Origin of the sequence: Achromobacter sp. RW408, assembly GCF_003184165.1 — a bacterium.
In the GTDB taxonomy this organism is placed as follows: domain Bacteria; phylum Pseudomonadota; class Gammaproteobacteria; order Burkholderiales; family Burkholderiaceae_B; genus Achromobacter; species Achromobacter xylosoxidans.
The window spans coordinates 642,323-659,106 of record NZ_QHHO01000046.1; the positions used below are offsets into that span (position 1 = coordinate 642,323).

16 protein-coding genes are annotated in these 16,784 nt (G+C 68.5%); 10 read left to right on the plus strand and 6 right to left on the minus strand.

Translation table 11 applies throughout. The annotated features are described in order from the left end of the window. The coding region (locus DK459_RS13070; RefSeq protein ID WP_146221898.1) for a M20/M25/M40 family metallo-hydrolase at positions 1-281 on the plus strand (281 nt) is incomplete at its 5' end. Here the strand turns inward: DK459_RS13070 and DK459_RS13075 are convergent. Further along, on the minus strand, positions 278-718 hold the full coding sequence (locus DK459_RS13075) for a hypothetical protein (RefSeq protein ID WP_233256801.1): 441 nt from the start codon (positions 716-718) through the stop codon (positions 278-280). The two genes, DK459_RS13070 and DK459_RS13075, sit on opposite strands and share 4 nt — an antisense overlap. A gap of 199 nt (positions 719-917) precedes the next feature. On the opposite strand from DK459_RS13075, the gene DK459_RS13080 reads away from it, so the two are divergent. Further along, entirely contained in the window at positions 918-1,085 is a 168-nt protein-coding gene (locus tag DK459_RS13080) for a hypothetical protein (protein ID WP_006385798.1), read from the plus strand. A 71-nt stretch (positions 1,086-1,156) separates the two neighbouring features. Here the strand turns inward: DK459_RS13080 and DK459_RS13085 are convergent, their stop codons facing one another. Next, positions 1,157-1,387, minus strand: a complete 231-nt coding sequence (locus tag DK459_RS13085; RefSeq protein WP_006385797.1) for a hypothetical protein — start codon at positions 1,385-1,387, stop codon at positions 1,157-1,159. Between the two features lie 128 nt (positions 1,388-1,515). Next, a complete protein-coding gene (gene ykgO / locus DK459_RS13090; protein ID WP_006385796.1) occupies positions 1,516-1,656 on the minus strand; it encodes a type B 50S ribosomal protein L36 in 141 nt (46 codons plus the stop codon). A 215-nt stretch (positions 1,657-1,871) separates the two neighbouring features. Here ykgO and DK459_RS13095 point away from each other — a divergent pair, with 215 nt between their 5' ends. From DK459_RS13095 to DK459_RS13120, 6 genes are all read left to right on the plus strand, one after another. Then, positions 1,872-2,582, plus strand: a complete 711-nt coding sequence (locus DK459_RS13095; RefSeq protein WP_026383970.1) for a GntR family transcriptional regulator — start codon at positions 1,872-1,874, stop codon at positions 2,580-2,582. After that, positions 2,579-5,197: a Fe/S-dependent 2-methylisocitrate dehydratase AcnD gene (gene acnD, locus DK459_RS13100; RefSeq protein WP_054442627.1), complete on the plus strand. Its 2,619-nt coding sequence runs from the start codon at positions 2,579-2,581 to the stop codon at positions 5,195-5,197. The genes DK459_RS13095 and acnD overlap by 4 nt, the downstream gene beginning before the upstream one ends. A 65-nt stretch (positions 5,198-5,262) precedes the next feature. After that, a complete protein-coding gene (gene prpF, locus DK459_RS13105; RefSeq protein WP_070540795.1) occupies positions 5,263-6,447 on the plus strand; it encodes a 2-methylaconitate cis-trans isomerase PrpF in 1,185 nt (394 codons plus the stop codon). Between the two features lie 132 nt (positions 6,448-6,579). Beyond that, positions 6,580-7,080, plus strand: a complete 501-nt coding sequence (locus tag DK459_RS13110) for a sigma-70 family RNA polymerase sigma factor (RefSeq protein ID WP_006385792.1) — start codon at positions 6,580-6,582, stop codon at positions 7,078-7,080. After that, complete coding sequence (locus tag DK459_RS13115) at positions 7,074-8,042, plus strand: FecR domain-containing protein (protein ID WP_083301384.1); 969 nt, start codon at positions 7,074-7,076, stop codon at positions 8,040-8,042. Before DK459_RS13110 ends, DK459_RS13115 begins: the two co-directional genes overlap by 7 nt. An 80-nt stretch (positions 8,043-8,122) precedes the next feature. Next, positions 8,123-10,594: a TonB-dependent siderophore receptor gene (locus DK459_RS13120; RefSeq protein ID WP_070541129.1), complete on the plus strand. Its 2,472-nt coding sequence runs from the start codon at positions 8,123-8,125 to the stop codon at positions 10,592-10,594. Positions 10,595-10,680: 86 nt separating this feature from the next. Here DK459_RS13120 and DK459_RS13125 read toward each other — a convergent pair whose 3' ends face one another. From DK459_RS13125 to DK459_RS13135, 3 genes are all read right to left on the minus strand, one after another. Further along, positions 10,681-12,216 carry an argininosuccinate lyase gene (locus DK459_RS13125; protein WP_054437903.1) on the minus strand — a complete coding sequence of 512 codons (1,536 nt, stop codon included), beginning with the start codon at positions 12,214-12,216 and terminating at the stop codon, positions 10,681-10,683. 162 nt (positions 12,217-12,378) lie between these two features. Beyond that, on the minus strand, positions 12,379-13,680 hold the full coding sequence (locus DK459_RS13130) for an ATP-binding protein (protein WP_006385788.1): 1,302 nt from the start codon (positions 13,678-13,680) through the stop codon (positions 12,379-12,381). Positions 13,681-13,932: 252 nt separating this feature from the next. Continuing rightward, entirely contained in the window at positions 13,933-14,718 is a 786-nt protein-coding gene (locus DK459_RS13135; RefSeq protein ID WP_035182042.1) for a helix-turn-helix transcriptional regulator, read from the minus strand. Positions 14,719-14,875: 157 nt separating this feature from the next. On the opposite strand from DK459_RS13135, the gene DK459_RS13140 reads away from it, so the two are divergent. Both DK459_RS13140 and DK459_RS13145 read left to right on the plus strand, forming a co-directional pair. Next, on the plus strand, positions 14,876-16,576 hold the full coding sequence (locus tag DK459_RS13140) for an FAD-dependent oxidoreductase (RefSeq protein ID WP_083301377.1): 1,701 nt from the start codon (positions 14,876-14,878) through the stop codon (positions 16,574-16,576). Beyond that, a complete protein-coding gene (locus tag DK459_RS13145) occupies positions 16,551-16,757 on the plus strand; it encodes a hypothetical protein (RefSeq protein ID WP_006385785.1) in 207 nt (68 codons plus the stop codon). Before DK459_RS13140 ends, DK459_RS13145 begins: the two co-directional genes overlap by 26 nt. The last annotated feature ends 27 nt before the right edge of the window (positions 16,758-16,784 follow it).

Consider the following 16,784-nt stretch of genomic DNA (forward strand, 5'->3'; position numbering starts at 1 on the left):
CGTTGAGCCGGGCCCAGCCTACCGACTGCACGCCGCTGGTGATGGACGCGGTGCAGGCCGCCGCCGACCAGCTCGGCTACGCCAGCATGCGCCTGCCCAGCGGCGCCGGCCACGACGCCGTCTACATGGCGCCCACCGGCCCCATCGGCATGATCTTCATCCCCTGCCTGAACGGGCGCAGCCACTGCCCCGAGGAGTGGATCGAGCCGGCGCAGCTGCTGGACGGCACCCGCGTGCTGTACCAGACCGTGCTGGAACTGGATCGCAGGCTGCGCGGCTAGCGCCGCGATCCGGCCGTCCGGCGCAGGACGCCGCGCACAACCGCGGCGCCCAGCGCCAGCGGCAGCGCGATATCCCACTGGTCCAGGAACAACTCGAAGGTCGCCTCCCCGCGCGCCCAGGTGTTGCCGAACACCTGGGGGTTCGGCGGCCCAAGATAGATGGCAAGCAGCGCCGCCACGGCGACGAGCGCGGCGCGCCCCGGCGCCGGCAGCCTGGCCCGCCACAACCGCTCGGCCAGCGCCAGGGCCGCCGTCGCGACCAGCCCGGCGAACATCGCATCCAGGAAGAAATCGGCGCGCTCGTACATATAGGGCGCCTGGGGCATTTCCAGCCCATAGCTGCCCGTGCGCAGCTTGGCGGTCAGGCAGGCGCCGAACAACGACGCCGTGGCGAAGAACAACAGGAAATCGCGCAGGCGCGACAGCAATCTGGGCATGGGAAAGGTCGGGAAACGGCAGGCAGCCCGCAGCATGCCACAAAGCCGCCTCGCGTCGCCCGCGCATACGGCCGCCGGGGCGCGTTCCCCGGCATCCCGCCCCCGAGCCGCAAGAACCACGCCCCCCGCGCCGGGCGTAAACTGGCAATAGCACCATACGCTGCATGCGGCCGCCGAGGGGCAGCCGCCGGAGATGACCATGCATGCCACCACCACACGCGCACTTGCCTTGCTGGCCGCCCTGCTGATTCTGGGCGGCTGTTCCTCGCTGGGTCCCGGTGGCCCGCCGCACCCGGGCGCCGCCAATCCCTACAGCAGCGGCGGCTTCCATGATGCCGGCCCCAACTATCCGGACACCGGTCCCTGAAACAGGCCGGATCGCCTCGCACGCGCCATCCGCCGGCCCGCGCGGGGTACTGTTGACTGTCGATGCCCGCGCTAGGCGCTCCGGGCCGCGTCCAACGCGGCCCGCGGCTCATTGGCCAGCCGGAACCAGCGCTGCACCCGCTGCCAGTGCGCATCGCCATAGAGCCGGCGAAACCGCAGGTTGTCGTCGGATTGCGGATCCGCCATCGCCGCCAGACGCTGCGCGATGAATTCCGGAGTCAGTGAAAGGCCGCAGTCGATCGTGATGCAACGGTGCCACTGCGCATAGGTTTCGGGGATCATTCCAGCTTTCCTCAGATCAACAGCCAGGCCGTCACCACCGAGGTCGCGGCCTGGCGGGCCGCCAGGGTTCAGGCGTGGCGGGCGCCGACCACCGCCACTTCCAGGACTTTCGCTTGCACCATGCGCGGCTACTTGTGCTTGGCCCCGCCCTGGCGCGCCTTGAAGCGCGGATTCGATTTGCAGATCACGTAGATGCGCCCGCGGCGCTTGACCACCTGGCAATCGCGATGGCGGGTCTTGGCGTCTTTGAGAGAGGAAAGGACTTTCATGCGGAAGGCTCCGGCAAGGGGATGGAACGAGGGGCGATGGCCATCGAGGGCCGCCGGCGATATTGAATGATATGTAATAACATTACAATTGTCACGCCGGTCACGCCAAGGCCGCTTGCGCCCATCTCGGACCAAGGGTAAATTGTTGACAATCAATCATCATACGGCTCTGCTTATCGGGTTTTCACCCGAAAAATCATCCGATTGTTGACACAATGAGCAAAGTGCTGACGTTGCCGAGCGCCGCGCACGACGACAGCGAGACCCTGGCGGAACAGATCTTCCGCAAGATCCAGTCCGCCATCGTCAAGGGCGAGATCGCCCCGGGCAGCAAGATTTCCGAACCGGAACTGGCGCGCATCCACGGCGTCAGCCGCGGCCCGCTGCGCGAGGCGCTGCACCGGCTCGAGGGCCAGCGATTGCTGGTGCGCGTGCCGCACGCCGGCGCCCGCGTGGTCTCGCTCAGCCCGCAGGAACTGGCCGAACTCTACGAAATCCGCGAATCGCTCGAAGGCATGGCCTGCCGCCTGGCGGCCGAACGCATGGCGCCGGCGGAAGTCGAGGAAGTGCGCCAGGTGCTGCACGCCCACGAAAAAGACGAAGCCTTCCAGGCCGGCATCGGCTACTACCAGCAGGAAGGCGACTACGATTTCCACTACCGTATCGTCAAAGGCAGCGGCAACCAGATGCTGTTCCGCATGCTGTGCGACGAGCTCTACCAGCTGGCGCGGATGTACCGTATCCAGTACTCGACCACCCCCAACCGCCCGCGGCAGTCGTATGCCGAGCATCACCGCATTCTGGACGCCATCGCCGACCGCGATGGCGAGCTGGCTGAACTCCTGATGCGCCGCCACATCCGCGCATCCCGTCTCAACATTGAAAAACAGATCGCTCAGGGCAACCTGAAGCGCACCGAGGCATGAACAAATCCTATCGCAAGCCCCTGCAAGGCACCCGCCTGGACTATTTCGACGCGCGCGCCGCCGTGGACGCCATCGCCCCCGGCGCCTACGACCGCCTGCCCTATACCTCGCGCGTGCACGCGGAGAACCTGGTGCGCCGCTGCGATCCGGTGCTGCTGACCGACGCGCTCAAGCAGCTGATCGAACGCCGCCGCGACCTGGACTTTCCGTGGTATCCGGCGCGCGTGGTCTGTCATGACATCCTCGGCCAGACCGCGCTGGTCGACCTGGCCGGCCTGCGCGACGCCATCGCCGACAAGGGCGGCGACCCCGCCAAGGTCAACCCGGTGGTGCCGGTGCAGCTGATCGTCGACCACTCGCTGGCGGTGGAATACGGCGGCAACGATCCCGACGCGTTCGCCAAGAACCGCGCGGTGGAAGACCGCCGCAACGAAGACCGCTTCCACTTCATCGACTGGACCAAGCAGGCCTTCCGCAACATCGAGGTGGTGCCCCCGGGCAACGGCATCATGCACCAGATCAACCTGGAGCGGATGTCGCCGGTGATCTACACGCAGGACGGCGTGGCCTTCCCCGACACGCTGGTCGGCACCGACAGCCACACCCCGCACGTGGACGCGCTGGGCGTGATCGCCATCGGCGTGGGCGGCCTGGAAGCCGAGAACGTGATGCTGGGCCGCGCCTCGTGGATGCGCCTGCCCGACATCGTCGGCGTCGAACTGACCGGCCGCGCCGGCCCCGGCATCACCGCCACCGACGTGGTGCTGACGCTGACCGAATTCCTGCGCAAGGAAAAAGTCGTGGGCGCCTACCTGGAGTTCCACGGCGAAGGCGCCGCCAGCCTGACGCTGGGCGACCGCGCCACCATCTCCAACATGGCGCCCGAGTACGGCGCCACCGCCGCGATGTTCGCCATCGATCAACAGACCATCGACTACCTGCGCCTGACCGGCCGCGAGGACGAGCAGATCGCGCTGGTGGAAACCTACGCCAAAACCGCCGGTCTGTGGGCAGACAGCCTCAAGACCGCCGAATACGAGCGCGTGCTGCGCTTTGACCTGTCGACCGTGGTGCGCACCCTGGCCGGCCCGTCCAATCCGCACCGCCGCCTGCCGGTGGCCGACCTGGCCGAGCGCGGTATCGCCGGCACGGTCGAGAACCAGCCCGGCCTGATGCCCGACGGCGCCGTCATCATCGCCGCCATCACCAGCTGCACCAACACCAGCAACCCGCGCAACGTCATCGCCGCCGGCCTGCTGGCGCGCAACGCCAACCGCGCCGGCCTGACGCGCAAGCCGTGGGTCAAGAGTTCGCTGGCGCCCGGCTCCAAGGCCGTGGCCCTGTACCTGGACGAAGCCGGCCTGACCGCGGACCTGGAGAAACTCGGCTTCGGCGTCGTGGCATTTGCCTGTACCACGTGCAACGGCATGTCGGGCGCGCTCGACCCCGTGATCCAGCAGGAGATCATCGACCGCGATCTGTACGCCACCGCCGTGCTGTCCGGCAACCGCAATTTCGACGGCCGCATCCACCCCTACGCCAAGCAGGCCTTCCTGGCCTCGCCGCCGCTGGTGGTGGCCTATGCCATCGCCGGCACCATCCGCTTCGACATCGAGCGCGACGTGCTTGGCACCGACGCCAGCGGCCGCGAGATCCGCCTGAAGGACATCTGGCCGAGCGACGAAGAGATCGACGCCATGGTCAAGGCCGCCGTCAAGCCGGAACAGTTCCGCAAGGTCTACGCGCCCATGTTCGGCCTGCGCAACGAGCGCGACGCCGCGGTCGAGCCGCTGTACGCCTGGCGCCCGCAGAGCACCTACATCCGCCGCCCGCCGTACTGGGAAGGCGCGCTGGCCGGCGAGCGCACGCTGCGCGGCATGCGGCCGCTGGCCGTGCTGGGCGACAACATCACCACCGACCACCTGTCGCCGTCCAACGCCATCCTGATGGACAGCGCCGCCGGCGAATACCTGCACAAGATGGGCCTGCCGGAAGAGGACTTCAACTCCTACGCCACCCACCGCGGCGACCACCTGACCGCGCAGCGCGCCACCTTCGCCAATCCCAAGCTGTTCAACGAGATGGTCAGGAACGCCGACGGCACGGTCAAGCAGGGCTCGCTGGCCCGCGTCGAACCGGAAGGCAAGGAGATGCGCATGTGGGAAGCCATCGAGACCTACATGGACCGCAAGCAGCCGCTGATCATCGTGGCCGGCGCCGACTACGGCCAGGGCTCGTCACGCGACTGGGCCGCCAAGGGCGTGCGCCTGGCCGGCGTCGAGGCCATTGCCGCCGAAGGTTTCGAGCGCATCCACCGCACCAACCTGATCGGCATGGGCGTGCTGCCACTGGAATTCAAGCCCGGCGTGAACCGCAAGACGCTGGCCCTGGACGGCACCGAGACCTACGACGTGGTGGGCGAACGCAAACCGCGCGCCGACCTGACGCTGGTGATCCACCGCCGCAACGGCGAGACCCTGGAAGTGCCGATGACCTGTCGCCTGGACACCGCGGAAGAAGTGTCGATCTACGAGGCCGGCGGCGTGCTGCAACGCTTCGCGCAGGACTTCCTGGAAGCCGAATCGGCCGCCGGTTCGGCCAAGAAGGCCAGCTGACACCCCACCGCATGGCGGGCGCCGCGGCGCCCGCCTTTCCCACCCAAGACATCAGGACTGCCCCCATGGCCCATGCCCCCCAGATCAAGATTCCCGCCACCTACATGCGCGGCGGCACCAGCAAAGGCGTGTTCTTCAAGCTCGACGACCTGCCTGAATCCGCCCGCGTGCCGGGCCCGGCACGCGACGCGCTGCTGATGCGCGTGATCGGCAGCCCCGACCCCTACGGCAAGCAGATCGACGGCATGGGCGCGGCCACCTCCAGCACCAGCAAGACCGTCATCATCGGCAAGAGCAGCCGCCCCGAACATGACGTCGACTACCTGTTCGGCCAGGTCTCGATCGACCAGGCCTTCGTCGACTGGAGCGGCAACTGCGGCAACCTGTCGGCCGCCGTCGGCCCCTTCGCCATCAGCAACGGCCTGGTGGACCCGGACCGCATCCCGCGCAACGGCATCGCCGTGGTGCGCATCTGGCAGGCCAACATCCAGAAGACCATCATCGCCCACGTGCCCATCACCGACGGCGCGGTACAGGAGACCGGCGACTTCGAGCTGGACGGCGTGACCTTCCCGGCCGCCGAGCTGCAACTGGAATTCATGAACCCGGCCGAGGAAGGCGACGGCGGCTCGATGTTCCCCACCGGCAACCTGGTGGACGACCTGGAAGTGCCCGGCATCGGCACCTTCAAGGCCACCATGATCAACTCCGGCATCCCCACCATTTTCCTGGACGCCGAGGCGCTGGGCTACACCGGCACCGAGTTGCAGGACGACATCAACGGCGACGCCGCCGCGCTGGAGCGCTTCGAGACCATCCGCGCCCACGGCGCGCTGCGCATGGGCCTGATCCAGAAACTGGAAGAAGCCGCCGCGCGCCAGCACACGCCCAAGGTGGCCTTCGTGGCCCGTCCCAAGGCCTACACGTCCTCCAGCGGCAAGCAGATCGGCGCCGGCGACATCGACGTGCTGGTGCGCGCCCTGTCCATGGGCAAGCTGCACCACGCCATGATGGGCACCGCCTCGGTCGCCATCGCCACCGCCGCGGCCGTGCCCGGCACGCTGGTCAACCTGGCGGCCGGCGGCGGCCAGCGCGACCAGGTCAACTTCGGCCACCCCTCGGGCACGCTGCGCGTCGGCGCCCAGGCCCAGCTGATCGACGGCGAATGGACCGTCACCAAGGCCATCATGAGCCGCAGCGCGCGCGTGCTGATGGAAGGCCGGGTGCACGTGCCGCCCACCGGGTTCTGAGGCCGGGGCCGCGCCGCCGCCCGGGCAGGCCCCCCCGGCGGCGGCGCGCCTTTTCGGCCGATGCCGGGCGCTTGGATATCGATGTTGATAATGGTTACTATTAACGTCTGATCTACCCGCCCCTGCCCGGCCATGACCCAAAGCAGTCCCCATGCGTCTTTCGAGGATCTCTACGCGCAGCACCAGTCGTGGCTGCGCGACTGGCTGCGCCGCAAGACCGGCTGCCCCTACGACGCCGCCGACCTGACCCACGACACCTACATGAAGGTGCTGTTGCGCAACGAAGACGCGCGCGACTTGCGCGAGCCGCGCGCCTACCTCGTCACCATCGCGCATGGCTTGCTGGTCAATCTGTTCCGTCGGCGTGACATCGAGCGCGCCTATCTCGATTGCCTCGCGGCCCGCGAGGAAACCTCCTGGCCCTCGCCTGAACGCCGGGCGCTGGCGCTGGAAGCGCTGGTACGAATCGATCGGCTGCTCGATGGCCTCCCGCCCAAGGCGCGGCGCGCGTTCCTGCTGCTGCAACTCGAAGGCCTGAAGCACGGCGAGATCGCCGAACGCCTGCAGGTATCGGTCAGCTCCGTGCGGCAATACCTGGCGCTCGCCATGCGCCATTGCCTGGCGTCGTGCTGAACCGTCGCGCGGCCGCCGGCCTGCCCGATGCCGTCCTCCAGGCCGCCAGCGTCTGGTTCGTGCGCCTGGGCGCGGAAGACGCCGGCGCGGACGATCGGCGGCAATGGCAGGAATGGCTGCGGTCCGATCCCCTGCACCAACAGGCCTGGGAACGGGTCGAAGCCCTGGGGCGGGAATTCGGCCACATCGAACCGCGCGCCGGCCTGACGGCCCTGGACAGGCCACGCTCAGCGGGCCGGCGCAAGCTGCTCAAGACCTTGTCGCTGGCATTCGTGGCGGGCGGCGGGGCCCTGGCTGCCCAGGAGCTGCCGTGGGATGCCTGGGGCGCCGACGTGCGCACCGCCACCGGCGAACGGCGGCGGCTGGCGCTGGCCGATGGCAGCATCCTCACCATGAACACCGACAGCGCCGTGGACCTGGCATTCGACGGCGCAAAGCGCGAACTGATCCTGCGGCGTGGCGAAATCCACATCGAGACGCGCCCGGATCCGCTGCGTCCTGCCCGGCCCTTCCTCGTCAGCACGCCCGTCGGCCGCGCCACCGCGCTTGGCACCCGGTTCGACGTCAACCTGATGGGCGATCACGCCCAGGTCGCGGTCGAACAGGGCGCGGTGCGCCTGGAACCACGCCTCGCGACCCATGCCTCGGTCGTCGTGCCGGCGGGCATGGCAGCCACTTTCGAGGCCGGTTCGGCGACAGCGCCCACGGCCTTCCCGCCACAGCAACAGGGATGGGTCGACGGCATGCTGTATGCGAACGGCATGCGGCTGGACGCGTTGGTGGCGGCGCTGGCGCGCTATCGGCCCGGCCGCCTGGCCTGCGACCCGGAGGTCGGGTCCCTGCGCATCTCCGGCGCCTATCCGGTGGACGATACCGACCGCGCGCTGGCCGCGATTGAACGCGTGCTGCCGGTTCGCGCCGACCGCCTCACCCGCTATTGGGTCACGGTGAGGGCGCGCTGACAGCGACGGGATTGTCACTTTTCCGATCTCGATTGGCATACAGGTGAAGCCTCATTTCTCTTCACCGGAAATCCATCGACATGCACGCTCCCACACGGCGCCCCCTCGCCCCTCGACAAGACGGTCCACGCCTGGCCGGCCTGGCGCTCGCCCTGCTTTCCGCCCTGGCTGGAACCATGCTCTGCCCGGCCGCCGCCCTGGCCCAACCCGCCCTCCAGGCCGACAGCCGCGCCGTCGACATCCCGGCCGGTCCGCTGGGACCGGCCTTGGCCGCCTATGCCCAGCGCATGCGGGTACTGCTGTCGTTCCGTCCCGCCCAGACCGACGGCCTGTCGACGCCCGGCCTGAGCGGCAGCTACGCCGTCGAGGAAGGCTTCGCCCGCCTGCTGTCCGGCACCGCCCTGCGCGTGCGGCGCCTGCCCGACGACAGCTACGCGTTGGAGGCGGCCGCCGCCGAGGGCATCAGCCAACTCGCCGCTGTCACCGTACTGGGCGCGGGCGCCACCACCGAAGGCACCGGCGCCTACACCGCAGACTGGATGCGCTCGGCGAACGGCCTGGTGCTGGCGCAGCGCGACACGCCCCAATCGACCAGTATCGTCACGCGCCAGCAGCTCGACGATCAGGCCATGGGCAGCGTGCGGGACGTGATGGAGAACGCCACCGGCATGAACGTCCAGCAAAGCGAGACAGACCGGCTAAGCTACTACTCGCGCGGTTTCCAGATGGACACCATGCAGTTCGACGGCGTGGTCAAGCCGCTGGACGGCACCTACCAGTTCGGCGAAGGCAATCTGGACCCCGTCATCTACGACCACGTCGAGATCATCCGCGGCGCCACCGGATTGATGAGCGGCACCGGCAACCCGGGCGGTTCAGTGAACTTCATCCGCAAGCGGCCCACGCGCGAATTCCAGGGCAGCCTGCGAGCCATGGGCGGCAGCTACGACACCTATCGCGGTGAAATCGACCTGTCGTCGCCCCTGACCGCGTCCGGCGCGATCCGCGCGCGCATCGTCGGAGCCAAGGAAAGACGCGGCGACACACTGGATTTCTACAGCAAGAAGCGCGACTTGGCCTATGGCATCGTCGAGGCGGATCTCGCGCCGGCCACCACCCTCAGCGCCGGCGCCTCGACGCAGCGCTCGCGTCCCAAGGGCGTGATGTGGGGCGGCCTGCCGATCTTCGACACCAACGGCGATCAGGTCGACTGGAAGAAGGGCCAGACGGTCGGCGCCAAATGGACCACCTGGGACACCGACTCGACCGAGTACTTCGCCCAGCTGGAGCACGGCTTCGCCAACGGCTGGAACGGCCGGCTGTCGTACTCGCGACTGGACAACGACTTCGACGCGTCGCTGCTTTTCGCGGCCGACTTCCCGGTGGACGCGGACACTGGCTACCTCTCGGGCACGCCGACGCTGCGCAAATACCGTGGCCGCAGCAAGCAGGACGTCTATGGCGGATCGCTGACCGGCGACTTCGGCCTGCTCGGCGCGACGCACGAATTCAACCTGGGCTTTTCGCATTCCAGGACGCGCAGCCGGACCAAGGGCTGGAACTCTTCAGACCAGGCCACCTACCCGGTCCCCAACATCCATGACTGGCATGGCGACTGGCCCGAACCGGTCTGGGACCTGGCGGTATCCGACCAGCAATTGCGCACCACCCAGACCGGCATCTTCGGCACCGCCCGCTTCAATCTTGGCAGTCGCCTGCACCTGCTGACCGGCGCGCGCTGGACGCGCTGGGAAGCCGATGAATACCACTGGAACCAGTGGTCGCCCGATTCCGCCCCCATCACGCTGTCGCAATCGCAGCGCTACTCCGAGATAACGCCCTACCTGGGCGTCACCTACGACCTCGACGACACCTACACGGCCTATGTGAGCTACACCAACATCTTCCAGCCGCAGATGTACAAGACGCGGGACTGGAACATGACCGGTCCGGCGTATGGCCACAATTACGAAGCCGGCATCAAGGCTTCGTATCTGGAGGGCCGCCTGAATGGCTCGTTCGCCGTGTTCCAGACCAACCAGAAGGACGTGGCCGAATACGCCGGCTTCGACGCCGCCCGCAATGAGTCCTGGTACGAGATGCTGGACGGCACGCGCACCCGCGGATTCGAATTGGAACTGGCCGGCGAGGTATCGCCCGGCTGGAACCTGTTCCTGGGTTACACCTACCGGGTATCCAAGGACAACGCCGGCAGGAAGGTCCAGACCACGCAGCCCGAACAGATGCTCAAGGCCAGCACCACGTACCGCCTGCCCGGCGCGCTGCGCGATCTGGTCATCGGCGGCGGCATGCGCTGGCAGAGCCGCACGCGCGCCGTGGGCTATTACGGCGAACAATCCGCCGCCGTGGAGCAACAGCCCTACGCGCTGTTCGACCTGATGGCCCAGTACGATCTCGGCAGGCAGACCCAGCTGCAGCTGAACGTTCGCAATCTCGCGGACAAGCGCTACTACCGCGCCATGGGCTTCTACAACTCGGTCTACTACGGCGAAGGCCGCACCACCCTGGTCACCCTGACGCACCGGTTCTGACTCCGGCATCCTGGCATGGGCCGCGGTATTCTCGGCCGCAGCCCATGCCCTGATCGACGAAGCCGCACATGCCACGCCCGCGACGCTTACCGGCCCTTGTCCTTCGGCGCGCTGGCCACCAGCGCGTCGAAGTCCTTGTCCAGGCTGGCCAGGGAATCGGCGATGTGCGCCCGGCGTTCCTTGATCCACTTGTCCTGCGAGGCCAGCTGTTCGCGCGCCTCCTTGACCATGCGTTCCATTTCCGCCGGCTGCGGCCCGCCGCTGGTGGCGCGGTTCTTGACGATGGCGACCGGGTCCAGCGTCGAGCGGAACTCGGCCTCGCTCATCGGCAGCTCGTTCGGATACTTCGACCCCTTCATCGCCTCGGCGTAGATGCGGCGCGCCTGGTCGTACGGGAAGTCCAGCGGCTTGATGTTGTTGGTCTTGGCGTAACTCACCACCTCGGAAGCGAAGTGGTGCCCGTCACGGAACGGCAGCTTGTACTTGCGCATCAGCACGTCGGCCAGTTCCTGCGAGGCGGTCCAGTCGCTGTTCAGTTCCTCCAGCGCGCGATCGGGGCTGATCACCATGGCCTTGAGCACGCGGTCCCAACGCTTGAGCGCCGCGATGCCGGCATCGACCATCGCCGAGTTCTGCTTGACGTCCTTGGGGTCGCTCATGCCGGGCGTGATGTTGTGCGTCTGGATCACCGGCCCCATCGCCAGCGTCACCGCGGTCGACGCGTCGCTGCGCGTGTCGTTGAGCAAACCGGGATTGCGCTTTTGCGGCATGGCGCTGGACACGTAGGTGTTGCCGCCGCCCTCTTCCAGCAGGATCCACGGGCGCGACTGGGCGTACTGCGTCATCACGTCCTCGACGAAGTTGCCGGTGCGCAGCGCGATGCTGGTGACGATGGACGCCACTTCCACCGGCTGGTCCATCGACGAGATCTGCGAGGCATCGTAGGCGTTGTCCACCAGCGCCGTGAAGCCCAGGTACTGCGCCATGCGCTTGCGGTCCAGCGGCCAGCTGGTGCCGTTGAGCACGGTGGTGCCCATGGGCGAACGGTCGATGCGCGCGTAGGCTTCGCGGATGCGCTGGGCGTCGCGCGCCAGGCCGGCGGCCTGCCCCAGCAGGTAGTGGCCGTAGCTGTTCGGCTGGGCCGCCACGCCATTGGTGTAGTTGGGCACGATGGTGGCGCTGTGCTTGGCGGCCAGCTCCACCAGCGTGGTCGACGTGGCATTGAGCTGGTCCGCCAGATCCAGCAGCTTGTCGCGCAGGATGGCGCTGCGATAGGTGGCGTGCATGTCCTGGCTGGAGCGGCCGGCGTGCAGCAGCGTCACGTCCTCGCCCGCCGCCTTGATCAGCAACGGCTCGAAGGTGATGACGCTGGCCGGCCGCTTGGCGCCGGGCTGGTTGCCGTCATTGATCACCTTGGCCACGCCCGCCGCCAGCCGCGGCGCCATGGACTTGTCGAGCAGGCCCTGCTCGGTATTGATCACGGCCGTGGCCTTGTTGATCTCGCCGAGCCAGAAGAAGGGATCGCGCGGCGGCTTGGCGGCGGAGGCCTGCTGGCCCCAGGCGGCCTGGGCGCCAAGGGACAAAACGAGGGCGGCGCCCAGCGCGGGCAGGAAATGTCTCATGGTGTTCTCGTTATGAGTTATCAGGGAGGGGAAAACAAACCCCTGTATCAAACACCATTTCCACGCGCCATGTGCCACAAAATGCAAGCCGGCGCGCGACAGGCCGGGCGCGGCCGCCGCCATCTCCGGGTTGACCCGGATGCCCTGGCGGCAAGCTGAACGCTATGCCGCCGATGCCGCCGCCCAGCGCAACACGAAACGCGCGCCGCCCAGCGGACTGTCCGCCACGCAGATGCTGCCGTGGTGGCCGGCCGCGACACGCTGCACGATCGCCAGGCCCAGCCCCGCCCCGCCCGTGCCGCGGTCGCGGCTCTCATCGAGCCGGATGAAGGGCTCGAAGATCCGCTCGCGGTCGGCCACCGGGATGCCCGGCCCGTCGTCGTCGACGATCAGTTCGAAATGCCCTGTCGGACTGTGCGTCAGCGCGATGTCGATGCGGCCGTGGGCGTAGCGCACGGCGTTCTGCACCAGGTTCAGCAAGGCCCGGCTCATGTAGCGCGGATGCAGGCAGACGTGCGGTGGATGGCCATCGGCCACCCGGCACTCCACGTTGCGCGCCTGCGCCTGGTGCGCGACCTGGGCCAGCGCCTCGCCCAGCCAATCGCGCGTGTCGACCGTTTCCAGCCGCACGGTCTCTTCGGTGGGGCGTTCCAGCCGCGCGTACACCAGCAGTTCCGCCACCATGCTTTCCAGTTCGGAGATGTCCGCGCGCATGTCGCGCAACACGTGTTGATGCGTCGGCGGCAGGCCGCCACGGCCCAGCATGTCCACCTCGAACGAGAGCCGCGCCAGCGGCGTGCGCAGTTCGTGCGATACCGCGTTCGTCAGGCTGCGCTGGTTCTCGATCAAGGCGGCGATACGCTCGGCCATCTGGTTGAAGCTCTCGCCGACATGGCGGATGCCGGCGATGCGCGACAGCCTCACGCGCTGGCTCAGTTCCCCCTGGCCCATGCGCAGCGCGGCATTGCGCAGCGCATCCATGTCGCGCCACATGGGCAATGCCCATAGCCCCAGCAGGCCGACCGCCACCACCACGCCCAGGCAGAGCCACACGGACAAGGCGACCACGGTGTCGAACACGTTGGGCAGCCGCAATTCCAGCCATTGCGCGGGCTCGCCCGGCAACGGCACCAGGTGCGTATCGAAGTCATCCCGCATCACGACGCCAAAGACCTGCCGTTGCTCGCGCTCGTCCTCGGTCAGGTGGACCTGCTCCGCGGGCAGCACCCGCAGCGCGATGCCGTAATGCGGCTGCACCTGCTCGCGCAGCAGGCTGTCGCGCTGCGCAGGCGGCACCGCGTCCAGCCGCTCGTGCAACTCGTGGAACTGGCCGCGCAGCGACTGGAAGGCGACCTCTTGCACCATCGGCTTGAGCAGCGTCCCCAGTCCCTTGTCCACGAACAGATAGGCCAGTCCGAGACTGACCAGGACCACGATGACGACGCGAACGAGGAATTTAAGCATCAATAGCCTTGGGACCGGCGGCCCACGGCCCGGCCCGGCGCGGCGGGTACGCCTGCGCCGCGGAGCGAGCGGAGAGACAGCGGCAAGAGAAGGAGCCGGCGCGACATGGCGCGGCCGGCACGACGCCCGGGCGCCGCGGCCGGCGCGCGGTGCCTCGGATCATAGGGAATGAGCCGGCGCCCGTTCCGCCGGTTTTTGTGTGGGTTTTGTGAAAAACGGTGAAAGCGCGCGCCTGCCGTCCGCCAGCAGGGATCAGGCGTTGGAGCGCGCTCCGCAGCCGGCCGGCGCCTTGATCAGGAATTCCTTCAGGCTGGCCACGTTGCTCTTCTTGAAGATGCGGTTCTTGTAGGTCACCACCGTGGTCGGCGACAGGCCCAGTTCGCGGCCCACTTCCTTGGCGGTGCGCCCCTGGCGCAGCAGGTCCGCCACCTGGACCTCGCGTTCGGACAGGCCATCCGACCAGATCGGCGCGGGCGCGGCCTCGCGCCGGCACAGCTGGTGATGGCGCCGCGCCAGCGCAATCAGCAGCGGGGCGCGTCCGCGCATCACGTCGGTCACACCCGGCGGATGCGAACGCGAAAAGTACAGGTTGATGTAGCTGGCGCCTTCGCTGCGCGCGCCGATCAGCGAGATCTTGCTGGCGAAGCCGGGCCGCTCGAACAGCAGTTCCCGGTACTCGGCATCCAGGATGCGCTCGGGCGCCGCGGCCTGGATGATCAGGTCCGGATGATGCTCGGGTCGACAGGCCAGGTCGCGCAACAGCGCGTAGTTGGGATCGCGGCGGTAGAACTGGTCGTCGACATAAACCGTGGTGGTCCACTCGATCAGCGACTGGTTCAACAGGCTGGCGGCCGACGAATACTGCACCGAGCCGTCGTGCCCGTAGAAGACGTGCGACACGTGGTCGGCGGCCACGGTTTCGCGCAGCGCCATCAACAGCGCCGCGTGGAACATCGGTCCGCCCAGGTCCATGACGGCGGACGCCGCCCACTGGTCCGTCCCTCCGTCCACGGCCAAGGGTTTGCTTGTCTCATCCATGGTTATCGTCCCCCGTTCGGGCGTGTTTTTCCCGATTCTAAGGGCTTCCCGGCGATCCCGGTGTCCTCTCTCGTGAGGACATGACGCGCTCCGCCCGCGCTCCTAGAGTGGTGCCTGTGACATGCCTCGCAGAACCCTTGGAGCACTAGGGAAAACGATGACAGAGCTTCCCCTCTACCCCTACCTCAGGCCGGACGAGATGGATCGTCCGCGCCCTGCCCCCCACCCCGTCGCGATCGTCGGCGCCGGGCTGACCGGCCTGACGCTGGCGCTGGATCTGGCGCGGCGCGGCATTCCCGTGGTGGTGCTGGACGACGACAATACCGTCGGCGTGCGCGGCCTGGCCTCGCGCGGCATGGTGTGGGCGCAACGCACGCTGGACATCTTCGACCGCCTCGGCATGGCCGGCGCCGTGGTCGACAAGGGCGTGCGCTGGAACGTCGGCCGCGTGCTGTGCCGCGACATGGCGGTGGCCTCGTTCACGCTGCAGGACCAGCCCGACATGCGCCACAACGGCTTCGTCAACCTGCAGCAGTATTACCTGGAAGCCTTCCTGGTCGAGGCGCTGCGGCGCGAACCGCTGGCCGACCTGCGCTGGCTCAACCAGGTGGTCGGCATCGAGCCCTGTGCCGACGGCCCGGCCACGCTGCGCGTGCGCACGCCGGACGGCGCCTACGCCACCCGCGCCCAATGGGTGGTGGCCTGCGACGGCGCCAACAGCGCGGTGCGCGGCCTGCTGGGCCTGCGTCCGCGAGTCTACGACCGCACCGAGGACCGCTGGATCATCATCGACATCGTGCTGCGCGGCACCGCCTGGCCCGAGGAACGCTGGACCTGGCTCGACGCCCGCAGCAATCACGGCCGCGCGGTCTGGCGCCACAAGATGGCCGACGACACCTGGCGCCTGGACTTCCAGTTGCGCCCGGACGAAGACCCCGAAGCCGCCGCCACCGAGGCCGCCATGCGCCAACGCGTCTGGGACCTGCTGGGCGAACGGGTCGACTTCGACATCGCCTGGCACGGCGTCTGGGCCTACCGCCATGAATGCCTAGACCGCCTGCGCCACGGGCGGGTACTGTTCGCCGGCGACTCGGCCCACCTGGTGGCGCCGTTCGGCGCGCGCGGCGGCAATGGCGGCATCCAGGACGCCGACAACCTGGGCTGGAAACTGGCGCTGCTGCTGCAGGGCCGCGCCGACGCCGGGCTGCTCGACAGCTACGACGCCGAGCGCAAGCACGCCGCCATGGAGAACATCCGCCAGGCCCGCCGCTCTTCGCGCTTCGTCTATCCCGGCGCCGCCCGCTCGGCCGCGCTGTGGCGCGACGCCATCATCGCGCTGGCGCCGCGCCACGCGCTGGCGGCGCGCATGATCAACACCGGCCGGCTCTGCATGCCGGCGGTCTATCCCGCATCGGCCTGGGTGCGCGGCGACCACGCCCACGCCGGCCGCGCCCTGCCCAACGTGCTGCTGCGGCAGGACGACGGCCTGTCCCTGCACGCGCTGCTCGGGCCCTGGTTCACCGTGCTGGTATTCGCCGACGCGTTGCCGCCGGACGTGCGCGACGATGCGCTGCTGCGCTGGGTCGCGGTGGGCCCGCTGTGCGATGCGCGCGGGCGCGACGCCCTGGCGCACCAGCTCGGCCAACCGATGGACGGCAGCGCCTGGCTGCTGCGGCCGGACCAGCACGTCATGGCCGCGGGCGGGCCGCAGGCCCTGCCGCCCGCTACGCTCGCGGCCTGGGTCAGCGACGCGCTGCGACCGGCTGGCGCCGATGGCATCGATTCCCAACCCGAGGCCGCCGGCCTCCCGCACGCAAACGGAGACGCGCGCCATGCCGCAATCCCAGCAACAGCTTGACGACCTGCTCGAACGCCTGATCGCGCTGACCGACCAGTGCGACGCCGCCGACCAGCGCGACAGCCTGGCGCGGCTGTCGCTGCTGCTGATCGAAGCGGTGGACGACGCGGCCCGCGTCCGGGCCGCCGTCGACGAAGTCCTCGCGGCGCGCGGCGAACCCGCCCCCCTGCACATCCCCTGACCCACGGAGACCGCGCCATGACGCAGC

Excerpts from the sequence above, each read along its gene's own strand:
- DK459_RS13095 (WP_026383970.1), top strand. The coding sequence starts at position 1,872 with ATGAGCAAAGTGCTGACGTTGCCGAGCGCCGCGCACGACGACAGCGAG.
- acnD (WP_054442627.1), top strand. The coding sequence starts at position 2,579 with ATGAACAAATCCTATCGCAAGCCCCTGCAAGGCACCCGCCTGGACTAT.
- DK459_RS13130 (WP_006385788.1), bottom strand. The coding sequence starts at position 13,680 with ATGCTTAAATTCCTCGTTCGCGTCGTCATCGTGGTCCTGGTCAGTCTC.
- DK459_RS13110 (WP_006385792.1), top strand. The coding sequence starts at position 6,580 with ATGACCCAAAGCAGTCCCCATGCGTCTTTCGAGGATCTCTACGCGCAG.
- DK459_RS13145 (WP_006385785.1), top strand. The coding sequence starts at position 16,551 with ATGCCGCAATCCCAGCAACAGCTTGACGACCTGCTCGAACGCCTGATC.
- DK459_RS13140 (WP_083301377.1), top strand. The coding sequence starts at position 14,876 with ATGACAGAGCTTCCCCTCTACCCCTACCTCAGGCCGGACGAGATGGAT.
- DK459_RS13085 (WP_006385797.1), bottom strand. The coding sequence starts at position 1,387 with ATGATCCCCGAAACCTATGCGCAGTGGCACCGTTGCATCACGATCGAC.
- DK459_RS13080 (WP_006385798.1), top strand. The coding sequence starts at position 918 with ATGCATGCCACCACCACACGCGCACTTGCCTTGCTGGCCGCCCTGCTG.
- DK459_RS13075 (WP_233256801.1), bottom strand. The coding sequence starts at position 718 with ATGCCCAGATTGCTGTCGCGCCTGCGCGATTTCCTGTTGTTCTTCGCC.
- DK459_RS13125 (WP_054437903.1), bottom strand. The coding sequence starts at position 12,216 with ATGAGACATTTCCTGCCCGCGCTGGGCGCCGCCCTCGTTTTGTCCCTT.
- DK459_RS13135 (WP_035182042.1), bottom strand. The coding sequence starts at position 14,718 with ATGGATGAGACAAGCAAACCCTTGGCCGTGGACGGAGGGACGGACCAG.
- ykgO (WP_006385796.1), bottom strand. The coding sequence starts at position 1,656 with ATGAAAGTCCTTTCCTCTCTCAAAGACGCCAAGACCCGCCATCGCGAT.
- prpF (WP_070540795.1), top strand. The coding sequence starts at position 5,263 with ATGGCCCATGCCCCCCAGATCAAGATTCCCGCCACCTACATGCGCGGC.
- DK459_RS13120 (WP_070541129.1), top strand. The coding sequence starts at position 8,123 with ATGCACGCTCCCACACGGCGCCCCCTCGCCCCTCGACAAGACGGTCCA.